This is a genomic window from Synechococcus sp. BO 8801, assembly GCF_002252675.1.
In the GTDB taxonomy this organism is placed as follows: Bacteria; Cyanobacteriota; Cyanobacteriia; order PCC-6307; family Cyanobiaceae; genus Cyanobium.
This window is the reverse complement of the sequence record NZ_NQKY01000003.1, coordinates 63,821-81,073: the sequence shown is the minus strand read 5'-3', so window position 1 is coordinate 81,073 and position 17,253 is coordinate 63,821. Positions and strand designations below refer to the sequence as shown.

Here is a 17,253-nt window from a genome sequence, read left to right as displayed (position 1 = left end):
AGTACCGCATGCGGCTGGACCCCATCACGGTCATCGAAGCGGGCATGCGATGCGGTCCGGCATCACCGTCAGGCCTCACAGTTATGGGTCGCCTCAGCGGCGGATCGTTCCTTCACACCATGAAGGTCAGGACGGCAGTGGCGGTTTACATTGAGTGCACACGTTCATGGTGCCGATGTCAAAGGAAGAATCCAGTGACGCGGAGTCTTCCCCGGCGCCATCCACGTCCCCCGGTTCACAGGCCGGCATGCATCTGGTGGCTATCGGGGCCTCGGCCGGCGGCCTGGAGGCCCTGCAGACCCTTCTGGGCAACCTTGCCCCCGGCGGCAGCGTGGCCTATGTGGTGGCCCAGCACCTCTCGCCCGACCACGGCAGCCTGATGGTCGAGCTGCTGGCGCGGGTCACGGCGCTGCAGGTGGTCGAGGCGGTCGACGGGGCCGCCTTGCTGCCGGACACGGTCAGCGTCTGCCCCCCCAACCACGACATCAGTGTGGAAGGGAAACGGTTAAGGCTGGTGGCGCCCGAACCCCGCTTCGGCCCCAGCCCCAGCGTTGACCGGCTGTTCGATTCGGTCGCCGAGCACTGGAACGGCCATGGGGCCGCCGTGGTGCTCTCGGGCACCGGCTCCGACGGGGCCCGCGGCCTGCGGGCCGTGCGGGCCGCCGGTGGGCTCACGATCGCCCAGACGCCCGAGAGCGCCCGGTTCGCCGCCATGCCCACCGCCGCCGTTGCCCTGGGTGGGGCCGACCTCGTCCTCGAGCCGGCCGCCATCGCCCATCACATCACCGGGCTGATGGGCTCGGCCGGCGACTGGGTGGAGCTGAACACTCCCGACCTCAGGGGCCTCAACGTCTCCAGTGCCCTGGAGCTGCTGCTGCACAACAGCGGCATCGACTTCGGCCAGTACAAGGCGTCCACCCTGCAGCGTCAGCTGGCACGCCGCATGGCGATCCGCCAGATGGAGAGCATGGAGGAGTACCTGCGGCTGCTGGCGGCGGACAGCAGGGAGGTCTCGGCCCTGGTCCACAACCTGCTGGTCACCGTGACCTCCTTCTTCCGCGACCCGGAGTCGTTCGCGGTCCTCGGCGAGCTCCTGAAGGACTATGTGGCCCAGCGCACCCGCAAGGACCGCCTGAGGGTGTGGGTGCCGGGCTGCGCCACCGGCGAAGAGGTCTATTCCATCGGCATGCTGTTCAGCGAGGCGCTCGGCCACCCCCAGGACCTGACCCATCACCTCAAGATCTTCGGCACCGATCTCGACGAGGACAGCCTGGCCGTGGCGCGCCGGGCCACCTATCCCGCCGCCTCCAGCCTGGCCATCCCGGAGTCGCTGCGGGAACGCTTCGTGCTGCCGTTCAACGGCGAGGTCCAGATCTGTGAGGCCCTGCGCAACTGCGTGGTCTTCGCCCGTCACAACGTGGCCGTCGACCCGCCCTTCCCGCGTCTGGACCTGATCTCCAGCCGCAACACCCTCATCTACTTCACCCAGCCCCTGCAGGACCGGGTACTGACGCAGTTCCGCTTCGGCCTGCTGCCCTCGGGTCTGCTGTTCCTCGGCCGCACGGAGTCGCTGGGCCACAGGACCGAGGGCTTCGATGTGGCCAACGCCGAGCACCGCATCTTCCATCGCACCGCGGAACACCAGTTCAGCCGCTACACCCCGGCCATCCAGCCCTCCCAGCGCCAACCGACCCTGTTCAGCCCGGTCGGGAGGATCTCGATCCTGCGGGAGACCGTGGTCGAGGAGCATGTCGCCACCCTCGAAGCGCTGGTCCGCACCACCTGCGCTCCCTGCGTGATCCTCGATGAGAACCACGGACTGGTGGAGGTGATCGGCGATGTCAGTCCCTTCTGCCGGCTCACCGAGGGCCGGATCTCCACCGCCGCCACCACCTTCCTGCTGCCGGAACTGCAGGCCGAGGCCCGCGCCCTGCTGCTGATCGTGCGGACCGACCGCCAACCGGTCCGCAGCCGGCTGCTGCACCTGCCGGACTTCGCCATCAACCTGCGGCTGGAGGTCCGGCCCCTCCAGGTCAACGAGCGGGTGCTGACCCTGCTCAGCTTCCTGCGGGAACCCCCCGACGGCGCCGATCAGGCCTCCACAGATATTCCGCTGATCCGCGACCAGGACTTCGACCAGCAGATCGCCAGGCTGGAGAAAGAGCTGCTCACCAGCCACGACACCCTGCGTCGTTCCCTCTCGGATCTGGAGGAGGCCAACGAGGAGCTGGAGGCTTCGGCCGAGGAACTGCAGGCTTCCTCGGAGGAGCTGCAATCCTCCAACGAAGAACTGGAATCCTCCAACGAGGAGCTGCAGGCCACCAACGAGGAACTGGCGACCCTCAACCAGGAGCTGCGGGCCAGAAGCTCCGACCTGCAGGCGCTCAGCACCGACCTGGAGAACATCCAGAACTCCCTCAACCAGGGCATGGTCATCGTCGACCGGGAGCTGTGCATCACCCGGTTCACCCCCCTGGCGGTGCGGGTCTTCGCCCTGGTGGAGGATGACATCGGACGGCCCCTGCTGGGCATTCCCACCACGGTGCCCCTGCCGGGACTGCGGTCGGCCCTGGCGGAGGTGGTCGGCGGTGCTCCCCGGCGCAACATCGAAGCGGTCAACGAGGACATCGCCTACCTGGCCCAGGTGCTGCCCTACCAGGAACGGGAGGGGCAGCGGCTCGGAGCGATCGTCACCCTCACCGACGTGTCGGAACTGCTGGCCCTGCGACGGGCCGCTGAGGACTCGCTCGATTCCTTCTCCAGCCTCACCGATGCCCTGGAAGAGGCGGTGTGGAAGCGGGACGCCGACCTCCACCGGCTGCTCTATGCCAGCCAGCGCATCCTGCCCCTGACGGGCTGGAGCCCGGCCGAGCTGTTCGCCCGTCCGGAGCTGCTCGACGACGCCATCTTTCCGGAGGACCGGGATCGGGTCTGGGCCAGCCGTGACCCGGCCCAGGGGGGCTGGTCGGTGCAGTACCGGATCATCCGCCGCGATGGCGAGCAGCGCTGGGTGACGGAGAACGCCAAGGTGCTCACCGAGGAGATGGATCGCTATGTGGTCGGCACCCTCTCCGACATCACCCAGCAGCGCCAGGCCCAGGAACATAGCCGCGACCTCTCGGTCCTGTTCGAGACCCTGATCCGCAGTCCCAGCTTCTCGGTGGCGGTGTTCGATGGCAACCAGCGGGTGGTGATGGTCAACGCCAGCCTGTGCCGCCGGATCGGCTTCGAGCGCGACACCCTGGTGGGGTCACCCGCCTCCCTGTTCTGCCAGCTGCCGGAGGAGGCGACGACCCCCGTGGTCAGCGATGCGCCCGCCGATGGGCCGCTGTTCGTGAGTGACTCCTTTTCCCTCCGCCATCGGGATGGCCGCACCCTGGAGGCCAGGGTCGAGCTCTGGCCGCTGCCCTCCACGATGGGGACCGGCTCGCTGCTGATGGTGCTGCCCTCGCCTCAGCCCTGATCGGGCCGCAGCAGGGCCCGCAGGCGGCGGGCCAGGGCCTCCAGCGGCCCCCCCTGGGGTGGGCAGCTGCAGCGCAGCCCCGTGGCCCCATCCATCCAGACCGGATGGCTGCCCTGCCACAGCAGGGGGTGGTCCTCCCCCTGGCGCCAGGCCAGGGTGAGGTTGAGATCCTCACCGCTGCGGTAGATCTCCAGCTCCAGATCCTCCGCCGGCACCCGTTCGCCCTCGGGTGTGCGGGCCTCCAGCCGCAGGCAGAGATCCAGGCTGTCCCCGTGCACTGCCCCCACCACTGCATGGCGCAGGGGCTTGCGGCAGAGATCGGCCGCCGCCGCCACCAGCTGGCAGAGGTCGGTGTTGGCGCTGCCGATGGAGGACTCAGGCGACGGCATCGATCGCCATCACCTCCAGGCTGAGCGGACCGGCCCGGAAGCCCGGGTTGGCGGAGCCGTCGTCGCCGAACTTCGAATGCAGGATCTGCAGCCGGGTGATCCGCTCGGCGTCGAAGCGCAGGGGCAGGCCGAGGGGCAGGGCCTCGATAGGCTTGGCCCGGATCGAGGCCCGCAGCTGGGCGAAGGGGATCCGCACCCGGCAGGGGCCATCGGGATCGGTGGCGAAGTTCGCCACCCAGCGCACACCGCCGGGGATCATCTCGGTGAGACCCGCCACCCCATCGGCGCAGGCCACCGCCAGCTTGTAGTGGCGGCCGTCGCCGTGCAGCTCCAGCTCGAAGGCGGCCTGCTCCGAGAGATCGAGGGGAGGGGAAAAGATGGGCGAGCGGCAGCTGACGAAACCACCGCCCTGCTCCACCACCTCCGCCTCCAGCCGCAGCCCGCGACTGCTGACCGTGCACAGCCCCGAACTGCGCCCCCCCATGACGGTGTCGTTGAGGGCATGCCAACCACTGAAGCCATCGCCGCGGATCACCTGCATGGGAGTCCTCAGGCGCCGGGGAGGTCGGCGGCGGCGGCGGCATCGGCCAGGATCACCACCACGCCGGCCGGCCGCACCAGCCGGGCGGGGGTGCGCTCGGCGGGCTCACTCGGGTCGAGCAGCCGGGCGAGCGCCTGGCGCTTGCCGGCGCCGCTGACCAGGAAGATCACCCGGCGGGCGGCCGAGAGCACCGGCGCGGTGAGGGTGATGCGGGGCAGGCCCTTGCCCTCGCCGATGGTGACCGGGCGATCGCTGACACCGGGGGCCGCCGTGCCGGGGAACAGGGAGGCGGTGTGGCCGTCGTCGCCCAGGCCCAGCAGCAGCACGTCGAAGCGGGGCAGGACGCCGGGACAGAGGACCGCCAGCTCGGAGGCGTAGGCCTCGGCGCTGGCCTGCGGGGTGGGGCGGTCGGTGGGCACCGGGTGGAAACGGGCACGGCTGGCCGGCGATTGGGCCAGCAGGGTTTCCCGCAGCATGCGGGCATTGCTGGAGGGGTCGTCGGCCGGCACCCAGCGCTCATCCCCCAGCAGCACATCGACCCGCTCCCAGGGCAGGTGTTCCTCGGCCAGCCGGGCGTAGGCCGCCCGGGGGGTCTCCCCCCCGGCCAGGGCGATCTGGGCCCGGTCCCGCTCCGCCAGGGCCAGATCGATGCCGGAAGCGATCTGCTCCGCCGCCTGGCGGGCCAGATCTTCCGGGCTGGTGGCGACGATCAGCTGATAGCGCGTGCTGGGTTCGGTCAAACGAGCCACTCGGTGTGGAACGCGCCGGGGCGGTCCGTGCGCTCATAAGTATGGGAGCCGAAGCAGTCGCGCATGGCCTGCACCAGGTTCTGGGGCAGGCGGCCGGTGCGGTAGCTGTCGATGTAGTCGAGGGTGCTGCTGAGGCAGGGCACGGGGATGCCCGCCAGGGCGGCCCCAGCCACCACCTGGCGCAGGCCGGCCAGGCGCTGGTTGACCTGGGCGGCGAACCAGGGATCGAGCATCAGGTTGGGCAGGGAGGGATCGGCGCCGTAGGCGTCCTGGATGCGTTGCAGCAGCCGGGCCCGGATGATGCAGCCCCCCTTCCAGATCTGGCCGATGGCCGAGAAGTCGAGGTTGTAGTCGTGGAGTTTGGAGGCCTCCTGCAGCAGGGCCATGCCCTGGCCGTAGCTGGCGATGCAGGCCAGGATGCAGGCATCCCGCAGCGGCGCCATGCCGGTGGCCGGCTCCCCGAGGGGGAAGCTGTGGGGGGCGGGGGCGTGCAGCACCGCTTCGGCGGCCATCCGCTCGCTGCGCAGGGAGCTCAGCACGCGGGCGTTGAGGGCGGCGTAGATGGTGGGCACGGGCACCCCCATCTCCAGGGCGCTGACCACGGTCCACAGGCCGGTGCCCTTCTGGCCGGCGGCATCGACGATCAGCTCCACCAGGTCACCGCCGCTTTCGGGATCCTTGGTGCGCAGGCACACCTCGGTGATCTCCACCAGGAAGGAGGCCAGCTCTTCGGTCTGGTTCCAGCCCCCCAGCACGTCGGCCATGGCGTCGCCATCGAGGCCGCCGATGCGCTTCATCAGGTCGTAGGCCTCGGCCAGGATCTGCTCGATGCCGTACTCGATGCCGTTATGGACGGTCTTGACGAAGTGGCCGGCGCCGCCGGGGCCGATGTAGGTGACGCAGGGGCCGTCCTCCACCTGGGCGGCCATCTTGGTGACCAGGCTCTCGATGGCGTCGTAGGCCGCCTTGGTGCCGCCGGGCATCATGCTCGGCCCCTCCAGGGCCCCCTTGGCGCCACCGGAGACGCCCATGCCGATGTAGCCGAAGCTCTTGCTCTCCAACTCCTTCACCCGTCGCTCGGTGTCGGTGTAGAGGGAGTTGCCGCCGTCGATCAGCAGATCGCCTTCCTCGAGCAGCGGCGAGATGCTGGCGATGGTGGCATCCACCGGATCGCCCGCCTTCACCATCATCAGGATGCGGCGGGGCCGCTCCAGCGCCGCCACGAACTCCTCGAGGCTGGCCGCTCCCACGATGTCCTTGCCGGCGCCGCGTCCGGCAAGGAACTCCTCGGTCTTGGCGTAGGTCCGGTTGTAGACGACGCTCGAGAAGCCGTTTCTCTCGGCGTTGAGGACCAGATTCTCACCCATCACGCCGAGGCCGATGAGTCCGAAATGCGCCTTGCCCATAGGAGCGTGGATGTCTTGCTTCCTCGCCACTGTGGCCAGCGGTCGGCGGAGCGTCGGTGTCCCGGGGGGGGATGTCAGCAACTGCTGGCCCAGCCCTCCCCCGGGGCGGGCCTCAGATGACGGTGCCGTCGGCGATGGTGCCGTTCTTCACCACCACGACGATGCCGTTGCGGATATAGAAGTTGAGCTCCGGCCGGTCGGCCTCCTCCACCCGGTCCTTGTTGACGATGGTGACGTCGCGGCCGATGCGCACGTTCTTGTCGAGGATCGCCCCCTTCACCGTGGTGCCCCGGCCCACGCCGATCGGGGTGCCGCCCCGCTCGCGCAGCACCAGCCGTTCCTCGGAGGATTCGAAGAAGTCGGCCCCCATCAGCAGGGTGTCCTGGAGCACCACCTCGTCTTCGACCCGGGAGCGCACGCCAAGCACGCAGTGGTGGATGCTGCAGGCCTTGAGCAGGGATCCTTCGCCGATGATCGACTGGGTCACCTGGGCGTCCTGCAGCTTGCTGGGGGGCAGGTAGCGGGGCCGGGTGTAGATGGGGAACTTCTCGTCGTAGAAGGAGAAGGCCGGGTTGGGCTGGTCGGTGAGGGCCAGGTTGGCCTCGTAGAACGCCCCGATCGTGCCGATGTCCTCCCAGTAGTCGTCGAAGAGGAAGGTCTGCAGGTGGTCCCCCCGGCCGAGGGAGGCGGGGATGATCTCCTTGCCGAAATCGGTGGCCTCCGGATGGCTGGCCAGCAGGTCGAACAGGGTGTTGCGGTTGAAGACGTAGATCCCCATCGACGCGAGATAGGGCCGCTTGGCGGCCTCCTCGGCGGAGAGGCCGAGGCTCTCGGTGTTGACCCGCATGGCCTCCAGGGCGTCGCCCTTGGGCTTCTCGCTGAACTCCAGGATCCGGCCGTCGGAGGAGGTGCGCATCAGTCCGAAGCCCTCAGCCTGGGCCGCATCCACCGGCAGGGCACCCACGGTCAGTTGGGCGCCGCAGTCGATGTGGTGCTGGACGAACTTGCTGTAGTCCATCCGGTAGAGCTGGTCACCGGAGAGGATCAGGACGTGGTCCACGTCCCACTCCTGGAACAGCCACTGGTACTTGCGCACCGCATCAGCGGTGCCTTCGAACCAGCTGGGGCTGTCGGGGGTCTGCTGGGCGGCCAGCACCTCCACGAAGCCCTGGCCGAAGCCGGAGGAGAGGTTGTAGCTCATCGTCAGGTGACGGTTGAGCGAGGCGCTGTTGAACTGCGTCAGCACGTAGATCTTGTTGATCTCCGAGTTGATGCAGTTGCTGATGGGAATATCGATCAGTCGGTATTTCCCGGCGAGGGGAACGGCGGGCTTCGCCCGCATCTTGGTGAGGGGGTAGAGACGCGTTCCCGCACCGCCTCCCAGGATGATGGCCAGAACGCGTTTCATGAGCCCAGTCCTCGGTCCTTGGCTGGCCAGACCGTACTGGAGCGTGGTGACGCGGAGCGCCGCGCTGCTGCTTCTCGGTTCATGTTCCGTTGCAGTGAAATGGGGTGCTGGAGCCGGTGAAGCGGGGACCCTCCCGGGGGGCGGGGCTCAGGCCTCCGGCGGGTCGTCGTGAAGCTCGAAGAGGTCCTGCAGCACCCCCATGGCCGCGCGCCGCTGCTGGCGGGGCTGGGGGGCGCGCAGCCGGGTGACGGGCGTGTGCAGGATCTTGTTGATGATCCCCTTGCTGAGGGCTTCGACCACCTTCCGCTCCCGGGCGGAAAGGTCCGGGCCCATGCGGCTGAGGGCCTTCTGCAGCTCCTGCTCCCGGATGTCCTCCAGCTGGAGACGCAGCCGGTTGACCAGGGGCACCGCCTCGAGGCCATCCCACCATTCCAGGAACAGCCTGGCCTCCTCGGCCAGCAGCCCCTCGGCCTCGGCGGCCATCTCCCGGCGGGCCTCCTGGTTGCGGGCCACCACCTCCTGGAGATCGTCGACGTCGAAACTGTCGACACCCTGGAGTTCGGCCGCATCGGCGCTGATGTTGCGGGGCACACCGATATCGATGAGCATCAGGCTGGAGCGGCGGTTGAGCCCCTCCAGCCGCCGGGCCGTGATGATCGGCTCCTCGGCGCCGGTGCTGGTGAAGACCAGCGAGCAGGTGCTCAGGCAGTGGTCGAGGTCGTCCAGGGGACGGCACTGCACGGGCAGGGCGGGGAAATCGGCCGCCAGGGCCTCGGCCCGGGCGACGGTGCGGTTGAGCACCACCACCCCCCGGCAGCCCTTGGCCTGCAGGTGCTGCAGCAGCAGCCGGGCCATGCGGCCCGCCCCCACCACCGCCACCTGCTCCTGGTCGAGCGGCACCAGATCATCGGTGCCCCGGGCCTGGCCCACCTTCAGCTGGGCCAGCTCGACGGCCGCCGAGCTGATCGACACCGCCCCGGTGCCCAGGTTGGTCTCGGTGCGCACCCGCTTGCCGGTGCTCACCGCCTGGTTGAGCAGGCGGTTGAGGATCGGGCCCACGGAGCGGTGCTCCTGGCCGAGGCGCACCATCTTCTTCACCTGGGAGAGGATCTGACCCTCCCCCAGCACCAGGCTGTCGAGCCCGGCGGCCACCCGCAGCAGGTGGCCCACGGCCTCCTCGTGGTGGTAGGTGAACAGATGGGGACGCAGCTCCTCCACCGCCAGGCCGGACTGCCGGCTGAGGAAGTCGCCGACGGCCGTGATGCCCTGTTCGGGATGGCGCAGGAGCGTGTAGATCTCCAGCCGGTTGCAGGTGCTCAGGATCGAGGCCTCGATCACCTGCTCATCCGCCCGCAGCCGCTGGAGGGAATCCTCCATGGTCTGCTCGGGGATGCTCAGGCGCTCGCGGATTTCCACCGGAGCCGTGCGATGGCTCAGACCGACGACGGCGATGTGCATGGAGGCGGGCTCCGAGGTCCGGACTCTGGTGGGATCAGCGCAGGGCGATGCTCTTGGCGCCCTCCTTGATATGCACCGTATCGGTGAAGCGGGCGCTGCGGTCGAGGGTGCTGATGATCAGGCTGCTGGTGCGGGTGCAGTCGGCCTCGAAGACCACGCCCTTGAACAGCAGGCCGGGGGTGATGCCGCTGCCGGCGAAGACCACGTTCTCGCCGGAGGCGAGCTCCTCGGCCTCATAGACCTTGTCGACGTCGGTGATGCCCATCTCGTTGAGGCGGGCGATGTTGCCCTCCTTGGTGTAGTCGGCCCACTCGCTGGTCTGGGCGATGGCGGGGTCGTACACCAGCTGGCCCTGGAAGTGGCCGCCGAGGGCCCGCAGGGCGGCGGCGGAGATCACACCCTCGGGGGCGGCGCCGATGCCCATCAGGCAGTGGGTGCCGGTGCCGGCGAAGCCGCAGGCGATGGCGGCCTGCACGTCACCGTCGCTGATCGGCTTGACGCGGGCGCCGGTGGCGCGGATCTCGGCGATCAGGGCCTTGTGGCGGGCGCGGTCCATCACCACGATGGTGAGGTCGCTGGCGGGGATGCCGAGGCACTCGCTCAGGATGGCGATGTTCTCGGTGGCGCTCTTGCGGATGTCCACCTTGCCCTTGGCGGCCGGCGGCGCCGCCAGCTTCTTCATGTAGAAGTCGGGGGCATAGAACAGGCCGCCGCGGTCGCTGGCGGCCAGCACGGCCATCGAGCCGTCCTGGGCGTTGGCACAGAGGTTGGTGCCTTCGCAGGGGTCGACGGCGAAGTCGACGCCGGGGCCGGTGCCGCTGCCGACTTCCTCGCCGATGTAAAGCATGGGGGCTTCATCGCGCTCCCCTTCCCCGATGACGATCCGGCCCTGCATGGCAATGCTGCCCATGCGGGTGCGCATCGCCTCGACGGCGGCCGCATCGGCTTCGTCCTTCTTGCCGAGCCCGGTCAGGCGGGCAGAGGCGATGGCGGCCTGCTCGACGACTTCGAGCAGTTCCTGGATAAGAGTGCGATCCACAACGGTCCGGCAGGGGGAGGGGCCTCAACGAGGGGCCGGCACGCCGGAGGCGGACCGCAGGCAAAGCGGGGAAAGATCCAGCCGCTGCAAGGCCTCTCGGAGTCGAAGCGGGGCCATCGTATCAGCGCGCCCGGGAGCACCCCGGGAGACCCATGGTGGGCCGCTCCTTACAATCCCTTCATTCTTCCGCTGCGGTGGCCGTCCATGAGCACCAAGCCCCTGGTGATCTCCCCGTCGATCCTTTCGGCCGACTTCTCCCGCCTCGGCGACGACGTGCGGGCCGTCGACGCCGCCGGTGCCGACTGGATCCACGTGGACGTGATGGACGGCCGCTTCGTGCCCAACATCACCATCGGCCCGCTGATCGTCGAGGCCCTGCGCCCGGTGACGACCAAGCCCCTGGACGTGCACCTGATGATCGTCGAGCCCGAGAAGTACGTGGCCGATTTCGCCAAGGCCGGCGCCGACATCATCAGCGTCCAGGTGGAGGCCTGCCCCCACCTGCACCGCAACCTCAGCCAGATCAAGGACCTGGGCAAGATGGCCGGTGCCGTGCTCAACCCCAGCACCCCCCTCGACACCCTCGAGTACTGCCTGGAGCTCTGTGATCTGGTGCTGATCATGAGCGTCAACCCCGGCTTCGGCGGTCAGAGCTTCATCCCCTCCCAGGTGGAGAAGATCCGCCAGCTGCGCCGCCTCTGTGATGAGCGGGGTCTGGATCCCTGGATCGAGGTCGACGGCGGCATCAAGGCCGGCAACGCCTGGCAGGTGATCGAGGCCGGTGCCAACGCGATCGTCAGCGGTTCGGGGGTCTTCGGCCACGCCGACTACGCCGAGGCCATCACCGGCATCCGCAACAGCCGCCGCCCCGAACCGGCCCTGGTCTGAGGGTCGGGAGGCCGCCCATGGCTGGCGGCCTTCTGATGGGCAGAGGCTTGAGAGGGGGGCCCGTGACGAACGGGCCCTTTCTTGTTGCGCCGCTGCTCAGCTGCCCAGGAACCAGCCGTAGCTGTGCAGGCCGATGCCGAGCAGATTCACGCCGATGTAGCAGACGGCGATCACCACCAGGCCGGCCGACGCCACGATCGCCGGTCGGCGCCCCTGCCAGCCCCGGATCAGACGGGTGTGCAGGTAGGCGGCGTAGACCAGCCAGCAGATCAGGGCCCAGGTCTCCTTGGGATCCCAGCTCCACCAGCTGCCCCAGGCCTCATTGGCCCACACCGCGCCGCTCACCAGTCCGACGGACAGGAGCAGGAAGCCCACCGTGATGGTGCGGTAGCTGAGGCTGTCGAGCTGCTCGCTGATGCGGAAGCTGCTGCTGCTGAGCGCCATGGCACCGGGGCCGTCACTGGCCAGCTGGGCCTGGCGGAAGCCGCCGCTGCCGATCGAGCTGCTGCGCAGCTCCAGATCCTGGTTGCGGTCGACGAACAGCACGGCCACCGACAGCAGGGAGCCCACCAGCAGGGCGGCATAGCTGACCATGATCACGCTGACATGCATCACCAGCCAGCTGGAGCGCAGCGCCGGCACCAGGGGCGAGGCCTCCTGGAGGCGATCCGGCAGGGCGAAGCTGGCGAAGGCCACGCAGCCCAGGCCCATGGGCGTGGCCGCCGCCGCCACCAGCGGGTTGGGCCAGCTGCGCTCCACCAGCAGCTGGGTGAGGGTGCAGGCCCAGGCCAGGAAGCAGAGCGACTCGTAGAGGTTGCTGATCGGGAAGTGGCCCGACTCCCACCAGCGCAGCACCAGCTGGGCGGTGAGGCAGAGATTGGCCGAGGCCACCAGGATCCTGACCACCGGGTTGCTGTGACCGCCGCTGACGGACCAGAAGGCGATGGGCAGCACCAGCAGGAGCAGGGCGAAGGCCGCGAGGCCGAGGCCGATGACCGGATCGTTCACCAAAGGAGCGGATCGAAACCGATCCACTTTGCCGTGCCGTCCCCCCGATGGGGCCTCAGCGGCTCGCCTGACGCAACAGCCAGAGTCCTCCGGCCAGGCCGATGACCACCGGCAGCCAGGCCGCCATGAAGGGCATCAGGGTGCCCGTGATCCCCAGGGAGCTGAAGATGAAGGACATCAGGTAGTAACCGAAGATCAGCAGCACGCTGATGCCGAACCCCTGGCTGCGGCTGGTGCGCGAATTGGGCCGCACCCCCAGGCTGCTGCCGATCAGGCCGAACACCAGGCAGATGGCCGGGAAGGCGAACTTCTCCTGGATGCGCACGCGCAGGCGTCGGGCTTCCTTGGTGTTGTTGGCCTCCAGCAGCAGCCGCTCCGCCGTCAGGGCCTGGCCCACGGTCATGGTGCTGGCGTCGGTGGGCAGCTGGGCCACCTCGATCGGGTCGCGGGTGAAGGGGTAGAGGTAGCGGTCGAAACTGGCGGAAGTGGTGGTGCCGGTGGCCACATCGATGTTGGTGATGCGGCCCTTGTTGAACTCCCACATGCCCTCCGCCTCGTTCCACTTGCCGGTGAGGGCCGTGAGCATCTGCCGGTAGCCGTGGCGCGAGAAGTCGAGCAGGGTGACATCGAGCATGACCCCCTTGCGGAACTGGCGGGCATGGAAGATGTGGGTCAGCCACTTCACCGATTCGCCGTTGGGCAGCTTGACGTCGGTGAAGCGGGAATAGAGGGCGTTGTCGCTCTGCTCGGTGGCGATGGCCTTGCCCAGGGCCCGCTCGAGGCTGTTGGTGGCTTCCAGATTCGCCCGCGGCACGATCGCGTCGTTGAAGACGAAGGTGAGCAGGGTCATCACCAGGGCCAGGGCCATGGCCGGCAGCACCATGCGCCGGGTGCTCACGCCCACGCTGCGCAGGGCGGTCAGCTCGCTGCTTCCCGACAGGCGGCTGTAGGCCAGCAGGGTGGCCATCAGGGTGGCCATCGGGAAGGACAGCACCAGGAAGGAGGGCAGCCTCAGCAGCAGCACCTTCATCGCCGCCAGCACCGGCAGGCCGGACTCGGCCACCCGGCGCACCAGCTCGAACACCGCCCCCACCGAAAGGGACACGGCCGTGAAGGCGGCGATGCCGAACAGCAGCGGGCCCAGCAGTTCCTGCAGCAGCCAGCGGTCGAGCAGGGGCAGATCCCGCCAGCGCGGCACCCGCTTCCAGTCACGCAGCCGTTGGCCGCCCGGCAGCTGCAGCCAGGTGGGGCGCTTCTCGAGCAGGGCCCCCTTCAAAGCTGGAAGCCCTCGCCGAGGTAGTGACGCCGCACCAGGGGATCGTTGGCCACGGAATGGGAGGCACCGGAGGCAAGGATCCTGCCATCGGCCAGGATGTAGGCCCGGTCGGTGATCGCCAGGGTCTCCCGCACGTTGTGATCGGTGATCAGCACGCCCATGCCCCGGCCCCGCAGGCTGTCGATCAGGGCCTGGAGATCGGCGACGGCCATCGGATCCACCCCCGCGAAGGGTTCGTCGAGCAGCAGGTAGCGGGGGCCCTGGTCGCCCACGGCGAGGGCCCGGGCCACCTCGCAGCGGCGCCGCTCACCGCCGGAGAGCTGGTAGCCGCGGCGGTGCTGGAAGCCGCCCAGATGGAAATCCTCGATCAGCACCTCCAGGCGTCGGCGGCGCCCGGCCGGATCCGAACCGCTCTCCTGCAGGGCGAGCATCAGGTTGTCGCGGACGCTGAGCTGGCGGAACACGCTCGCTTCCTGGGGGAGGTAGCCGATGCCGAGACGGGCGCGGCGGGGCATGGGAAGGTGGGCCACCGACTCACCATCCAGCAGCACCTCACCGCAGTCGGGGCGCAGCAGGCCGGTGACCAGGTTGAAGGTGGTGGTCTTGCCGGCCCCGTTGGGTCCCAGCAGCCCGACCACCTCCCCGGGGTGGAGATCCAGGCTTACGTCGGTCACCAGGGGGCGGCCGGCGAGGGTGATCGCCACCCTCTCCAGAACCAGGCTCACGGCTTGGGGGTGGCAGGCTTGGCTGCGTCAGGCTTGGACGTGCCCTGCTGCTGCAGGCGGAACTTGCTGAAGACCTGCTTGCCGGCCGGCGGCTCGGCCAGCATGCGCTCGCTGTCGAGCTGATACACCAACCGCTCCGCCCGCAGCCGCTGGCCATCGGTGTCGATCACGTCGACATCGCCGGTGAGCACCAGGCGCCCCTCATTGCTGAAATATTGGGCCTGCCGCGAGGTGGCCGTCATGCCGCGATCGGCATAGACGATGCGCACGTTGCCCGTGGCGGTGACGATGCCGTTCTGATTGTCGGCCTGCTGCACGTCGGACTCGATCGTGACCATGCCGGTGGCGGGCGTCTTCGGCCGCTGGGTCTGGGCCGTGGCGGCCGGCGCCTGGGCCGCGACGGGGCGGGACGGGAGCACCAGCAGGGCGGCGCCCACGAACCCCGCGGCGAGCACGAACAACAGTGGGCGGGGGGGCAGGGTCAAGGTGGAAATCGTGGAGGCCTTGAGTGTGCTCAATGTACCGGCGCCGTGCCCGTTCCCCGCGCCAGTTCCAGGCGCGGCAGGGGCAGGCCGCTGAGGTCGGCCTGCTGCTGGAGGGCCTCCAGCCGCTGGGCGGCCAGGAGCCGGACCGGCCCCAGGGCCAGGCCCAGGGCCTCGTCGCCGCAGCCCCGCAGCCGGCCCAGCCCCTCGCCCATCAGCACCGTGGCGCCGCGGCGGTTGTCGCGCTCGAGGTGCAGTTCGGCCACGGCGATCTGCAGCAGTCCCTGGAGCACGGGCCGCATCGGTCCCTGGGTCTCGTGCCAGAGCTCCTCGAAGCCGTCGTGGCAGGCATACCACTCGGCCGCGTTGAAGTGTTCGATCGCCTGCTGCAGGCGAGGGTCCGCCTGCAGCAGGGTTTCCTCATCGGCGGATGGGGCGCCGGGACTCAACGCTTGGCGGGCTTCTTCACCGGCATCTTGCGCAGCCGGATCGACTCGGGGGTGACCTCCAGCATCTCGTCGGGGCCGATGTACTCGAGGGCCCGCTCCAGGGTCATCTGGATCGGCGACTGGAGGGTGTCGAGCACCTCAGCGCCGGCCGAGCGGATGTTGGTGACCTGCTTGGCCTTGCAGACGTTGAGTTCGAGATCGGGCGGACGGTTGTGCTCGCCGACGATCATCCCCTTGTAGACCTTGGTGCCGGGGGTGATGAAGAACTGGCCGCGGTCCTCGGCGCCCTTGAGGGCGTAGAAGGTGGCCGTGCCCTCCTCGAAGGCGATCAGGACGCCGTTGCGGCGGGCGTCGAAGTCGCCCTGCATCGGCCGGTAGTCGAGGAAGGAGTGGCTCATGATCCCCTCGCCGCGGCTGGCGCGGATGAACTCGCCCCGGAAGCCGATCAGACCCCGGGAGGGCACCACGAACTCCAGCTGGGTGCGGCCGTCGCTGGTGGCCTCCATGTTCTGCATCTCGCCCTTGCGGATGCCCAGCTTCTCGATGCAGCTGCCCACCGCCTCCTCGGGCACGTCCATCACCAGGGTCTCGAACGGCTCGTGGGGCGTGCCGTCGATGGTGCGGAAGATCACCTGGGGCTGGGACACCTGGAACTCGAAGCCCTCGCGACGCATCGTCTCGATCAGGATGCCGAGGTGCAGCTCACCGCGGCCGCAGACCGAGAAGCGGTCGGGGGAGTCGGTGTCCTCGACCCGCAGGGCCACGTTGGTGAGCAGTTCCCGCTGCAGGCGATCACGCAGCTGGCGGCTGGTGACGAACTTGCCTTCCTTGCCGGCGAAGGGGGAGTCGTTGACGACGAAGGTCATCTGAAGGGTGGGTTCGTCCACCTTGATCAGCGGCAGGGCCTCGGGATGGTCGGGGCAGGCGATGGTCTCGCCGATGTTGACCTCATCGAAACCGGCGACGGCCACCAGATCGCCAGCCCGGGCTTCGGGGATCTCCACCCGCTGCAGCCCCTGGAAGCCGAGCAGCTTGCTGATGCGACCGCGCTTGATGCTGCCGTCATCGCGGATCAGGGCGACGTTCTGTCCGCCGGCGATCGTGCCGTTGTGGACACGGCCGATCATGATCCGGCCGAGGAAATCGGAGTAGTCGAGGGTGGTGACCTGCATCTGCAGGGGCTTGGTGGGATCACCCACCGGCGGCGGAACATGCCGCAGGATGGCGTCGAAGAGCGGCTTCATGTTGTCGCTCTCAGTGGCCATGTCCGGCTTGGCGTAACCGCCCATGCCGCTGCCGAAGAGATAGGTGAAATCGCACTGGTCGTCATCGGCGCCGAGCTCGATGAACAGATCGAGCACCTTGTCGACGGCCTGCTCGGGATCCACACGGGCCCGGTCGATCTTGTTGACGAAGACGATCGGCCGCAGGCCCTTCTCCAGGGCCTTCTTGAGCACGAAGCGCGTCTGGGGCATGGGGCCTTCGTTGGCGTCCACGATCAGCAGACAGCCATCCACCATGCCCAGCACCCGCTCCACCTCACCGCCGAAGTCGGAGTGACCGGGGGTGTCGACGATGTTGATGCGGATGCCGTTGTAATCCACGGCGGTGTTCTTGGAGAGGATCGTGATCCCCCTCTCCCGCTCCAGATCGTTGGAATCGAGCACACAGGTGGGCACCGCTTCACCTTCGCGGAAGATGCCGGACTGCTCGAGCAGGGCATCCACCAGGGTGGTCTTGCCGTGGTCGACGTGGGCAATGATCGCGATATTGCGTATCGGGGCGCCTTTGATGTCGCCGCTCATGGGGATGTCGTCCTGCGAAGGTGAGGGAAGGGGTTCGACGGAATCGAATCGACGGTGGTCGTTTCCAGGGAAACGGGGCGTTGATGGCGAGACGAAGAAGACATGTCGCTGCCAACGTTGCGTTCAGCCAGGCGTTCAGGTGGGCGGAATGGGGGATTCAGGGCCCT

Annotated in this window: 15 protein-coding genes; 2 read left to right on the top strand and 13 right to left on the bottom strand. The window is 68.7% G+C overall.

Annotated features, from left to right (window positions below):
* Nucleotides 1–247: 247 nt before the first annotated feature.
* Complete coding sequence (locus CJZ86_RS03400) at nt 248–3,463, top strand: chemotaxis protein CheB (RefSeq protein ID WP_094584538.1); 3,216 nt, start codon at nt 248–250, stop codon at nt 3,461–3,463.
* On the opposite strand, the gene CJZ86_RS03395 is transcribed toward CJZ86_RS03400, so the two are convergent.
* From CJZ86_RS03395 to glpX, 7 genes are all read right to left on the bottom strand, one after another.
* Nucleotides 3,454–3,852 carry a DUF8659 family protein gene (locus CJZ86_RS03395; RefSeq protein ID WP_094584537.1) on the bottom strand — a complete coding sequence of 133 codons (399 nt, stop codon included), beginning with the start codon at nt 3,850–3,852 and terminating at the stop codon, nt 3,454–3,456. The genes CJZ86_RS03400 and CJZ86_RS03395 overlap by 10 nt on opposite strands.
* Nucleotides 3,839–4,393, bottom strand: coding sequence for a CIA30 family protein (locus tag CJZ86_RS03390; RefSeq protein WP_094584536.1), 555 nt, complete (start codon nt 4,391–4,393; stop codon nt 3,839–3,841). Before CJZ86_RS03390 ends, CJZ86_RS03395 begins: the two co-directional genes overlap by 14 nt.
* An 8-nt stretch (nt 4,394–4,401) precedes the next feature.
* Complete coding sequence (gene pgl, locus CJZ86_RS03385; protein WP_094584535.1) at nt 4,402–5,133, bottom strand: 6-phosphogluconolactonase; 732 nt, start codon at nt 5,131–5,133, stop codon at nt 4,402–4,404.
* Complete coding sequence (gene gnd / locus CJZ86_RS03380; RefSeq protein WP_094584534.1) at nt 5,130–6,548, bottom strand: NADP-dependent phosphogluconate dehydrogenase; 1,419 nt, start codon at nt 6,546–6,548, stop codon at nt 5,130–5,132. The genes pgl and gnd overlap by 4 nt, the downstream gene beginning before the upstream one ends.
* Before the next feature lie 112 nt (nt 6,549–6,660).
* A complete protein-coding gene (locus tag CJZ86_RS03375; protein WP_094584533.1) occupies nt 6,661–7,956 on the bottom strand; it encodes a glucose-1-phosphate adenylyltransferase in 1,296 nt (431 codons plus the stop codon).
* Between the two features lie 147 nt (nt 7,957–8,103).
* Nucleotides 8,104–9,414, bottom strand: a complete 1,311-nt coding sequence (locus CJZ86_RS03370) for a glutamyl-tRNA reductase (protein ID WP_094584532.1) — start codon at nt 9,412–9,414, stop codon at nt 8,104–8,106.
* 34 nt (nt 9,415–9,448) lie between these two features.
* The gene (gene glpX / locus CJZ86_RS03365) at nt 9,449–10,453 is read right to left on the bottom strand and encodes a class II fructose-bisphosphatase (protein ID WP_094584531.1); all 1,005 of its coding nucleotides are present in this window, start codon (nt 10,451–10,453) and stop codon (nt 9,449–9,451) included.
* Between the two features lie 204 nt (nt 10,454–10,657).
* Here glpX and rpe point away from each other — a divergent pair, with 204 nt between their 5' ends.
* Entirely contained in the window at nt 10,658–11,341 is a 684-nt protein-coding gene (gene rpe / locus CJZ86_RS03360; RefSeq protein ID WP_015108162.1) for a ribulose-phosphate 3-epimerase, read from the top strand.
* 96 nt (nt 11,342–11,437) lie between these two features.
* On the opposite strand, the gene ccsB is transcribed toward rpe, so the two are convergent.
* From ccsB to typA, 6 genes are read right to left on the bottom strand one after another with little or no spacing between them, the layout of a single operon-like run.
* Nucleotides 11,438–12,349, bottom strand: coding sequence for a c-type cytochrome biogenesis protein CcsB (gene ccsB, locus CJZ86_RS03355; protein WP_094584721.1), 912 nt, complete (start codon nt 12,347–12,349; stop codon nt 11,438–11,440).
* A gap of 55 nt (nt 12,350–12,404) precedes the next feature.
* Nucleotides 12,405–13,565, bottom strand: a complete 1,161-nt coding sequence (locus CJZ86_RS03350; RefSeq protein ID WP_190609841.1) for an LptF/LptG family permease — start codon at nt 13,563–13,565, stop codon at nt 12,405–12,407.
* A gap of 56 nt (nt 13,566–13,621) precedes the next feature.
* Entirely contained in the window at nt 13,622–14,350 is a 729-nt protein-coding gene (gene lptB, locus CJZ86_RS03345; RefSeq protein ID WP_094584529.1) for an LPS export ABC transporter ATP-binding protein, read from the bottom strand.
* Nucleotides 14,347–14,835: an LptA/OstA family protein gene (locus tag CJZ86_RS03340; RefSeq protein WP_233133815.1), complete on the bottom strand. Its 489-nt coding sequence runs from the start codon at nt 14,833–14,835 to the stop codon at nt 14,347–14,349. The genes lptB and CJZ86_RS03340 overlap by 4 nt, the downstream gene beginning before the upstream one ends.
* A 29-nt stretch (nt 14,836–14,864) precedes the next feature.
* Nucleotides 14,865–15,281 (bottom strand): DUF309 domain-containing protein, encoded by a 417-nt coding sequence (locus CJZ86_RS03335; protein ID WP_094584527.1) that lies wholly within the window; start codon nt 15,279–15,281, stop codon nt 14,865–14,867.
* The gene (typA, locus tag CJZ86_RS03330; RefSeq protein ID WP_015108155.1) at nt 15,278–17,086 is read right to left on the bottom strand and encodes a translational GTPase TypA; all 1,809 of its coding nucleotides are present in this window, start codon (nt 17,084–17,086) and stop codon (nt 15,278–15,280) included. The genes CJZ86_RS03335 and typA overlap by 4 nt, the downstream gene beginning before the upstream one ends.
* Nucleotides 17,087–17,253: the final 167 nt, after the last annotated feature.

What these genes read in the sequence shown, in the direction of transcription:
- CJZ86_RS03395 (WP_094584537.1), bottom strand. Translation starts at nt 3,852, where the DNA reads ATGCCGTCGCCTGAGTCCTCCATCGGCAGCGCCAACACCGACCTCTGC.
- CJZ86_RS03370 (WP_094584532.1), bottom strand. Translation starts at nt 9,414, where the DNA reads ATGCACATCGCCGTCGTCGGTCTGAGCCATCGCACGGCTCCGGTGGAA.
- CJZ86_RS03375 (WP_094584533.1), bottom strand. Translation starts at nt 7,956, where the DNA reads ATGAAACGCGTTCTGGCCATCATCCTGGGAGGCGGTGCGGGAACGCGT.
- CJZ86_RS03400 (WP_094584538.1), top strand. Translation starts at nt 248, where the DNA reads ATGCATCTGGTGGCTATCGGGGCCTCGGCCGGCGGCCTGGAGGCCCTG.
- rpe (WP_015108162.1), top strand. Translation starts at nt 10,658, where the DNA reads ATGAGCACCAAGCCCCTGGTGATCTCCCCGTCGATCCTTTCGGCCGAC.
- CJZ86_RS03390 (WP_094584536.1), bottom strand. Translation starts at nt 4,393, where the DNA reads ATGCAGGTGATCCGCGGCGATGGCTTCAGTGGTTGGCATGCCCTCAAC.
- typA (WP_015108155.1), bottom strand. Translation starts at nt 17,086, where the DNA reads ATGAGCGGCGACATCAAAGGCGCCCCGATACGCAATATCGCGATCATT.
- gnd (WP_094584534.1), bottom strand. Translation starts at nt 6,548, where the DNA reads ATGGGCAAGGCGCATTTCGGACTCATCGGCCTCGGCGTGATGGGTGAG.